2 protein-coding genes and 1 pseudogene are annotated in these 1,246 nt (G+C 68.2%); all 3 read left to right on the plus strand.

Annotated features, from left to right (window positions below; all coding sequences use genetic code 11):
- A pseudogene (locus SM757_RS34810) lies at positions 1 to 678 on the plus strand (NAD(P)(+) transhydrogenase (Re/Si-specific) subunit alpha); the annotation flags it as partial.
- 3 nt (positions 679 to 681) lie between these two features.
- Entirely contained in the window at positions 682 to 1,026 is a 345-nt protein-coding gene (locus SM757_RS34815; protein WP_066343641.1) for an NAD(P) transhydrogenase subunit alpha, read from the plus strand.
- Positions 1,023 to 1,246 (plus strand): NAD(P)(+) transhydrogenase (Re/Si-specific) subunit beta (locus tag SM757_RS34820; RefSeq protein ID WP_322468837.1); only part of this gene is annotated, 224 nt, incomplete at its 3' end. The genes SM757_RS34815 and SM757_RS34820, both read left to right, overlap by 4 nt.

The following is a 1,246-nucleotide window of genomic DNA, read 5'->3' on the forward strand; positions in this document are numbered from 1 at the left end:
CAGAAATTCTTCCCCATGCTGATGACGGCCGCGGGCACGGTGAAGGCCGCGCGCGTGGTGATCCTGGGCGTGGGCGTGGCGGGGTTGCAAGCCATCGCCACGGCCAAGCGGCTGGGCGCCGTCATCGAGGCGTCCGACGTGCGCCCTTCGGTGAAGGAGCAGGTCGAGTCGCTGGGCGCCAAGTTCATCGACGTGCCCTACGAGACGGCTGAGGAGAAGGCAGCGGCCGAAGGCGTGGGCGGCTACGCGCGGCCCATGCCCGAGAGCTGGCTGGCGCGCCAGCGCGCTGAAGTGGCCAAGCGCGTGGCGGCCGCCGACGTGGTGATCTCCACCGCGCTGATTCCCGGCCGCCCGGCGCCCAAGCTGGTGTCGGCGGAAATGGTGCAGTCCATGAAGCCCGGCTCGGTGATCGTGGACCTCGCCGCGGCCAACGGCGGCAACTGCGCGCTGACCGTGCCGGGGCAGACCGTGGTGCAAAACGGCGTGACCATCGTCGGCGAGACCAACCTGCCTGCGCTGGTGGCGGCGGACGCCTCCTCGCTTTACGCGCGCAACGTGCTGGACTTCCTGAAGCTGGTGCTGCCCAAGGACGCCGCCGCCGTGAACGTGCCCATGGACGACGACATCGTGGTCGCCTGCCTCATGGCGCGCGACGGACAGATCACCAGAAAGGGGTAAGCCGTGGAAGTCTCACACACCATCATCAACCTGATCATCTTCGTGCTGGCCATCTACGTCGGCTACCACGTGGTCTGGACCGTCACGCCCGCGCTGCACACGCCGCTCATGGCCGTGACCAATGCCATCTCGGCCATCGTCATCGTGGGCGCCATGCTCGCGGCGGCGCTGACGGAAACGGGCCTGGGCAAGAGCATGGGCGTGCTGGCCGTGGCGCTGGCCGCGGTCAACGTCTTCGGCGGCTTCCTCGTCACCCGGCGCATGCTGGAGATGTTCAAGAAGAAGGAAAAGAAGGCGCCGGCCGCGGCCGAAGGCGCCAAGCAGCTCAGCGGGGAGGGTGCGCGATGAGCATGAACGTCGTCACGCTGCTGTACTTGGTGGCCAGCGTCTGCTTCATCCAGGCCTTGAAGGGCCTGTCCCATCCCACCACTTCCATCCGCGGCAACGTCTTCGGCATGACGGGCATGGGCATCGCGGTGGTGACCACCGCGGCGCTCATCCTCAAGCTCGCCGAGGACCTGGGCACCGCGGGCGCCTCCGGGCTGGTGTGGGTGCTCGTGGGCCTGCT

The organism is Azohydromonas lata, from assembly GCF_034427735.1.
In the GTDB taxonomy this organism is placed as follows: domain Bacteria; phylum Pseudomonadota; class Gammaproteobacteria; order Burkholderiales; family Burkholderiaceae_C; genus Azohydromonas; species Azohydromonas lata.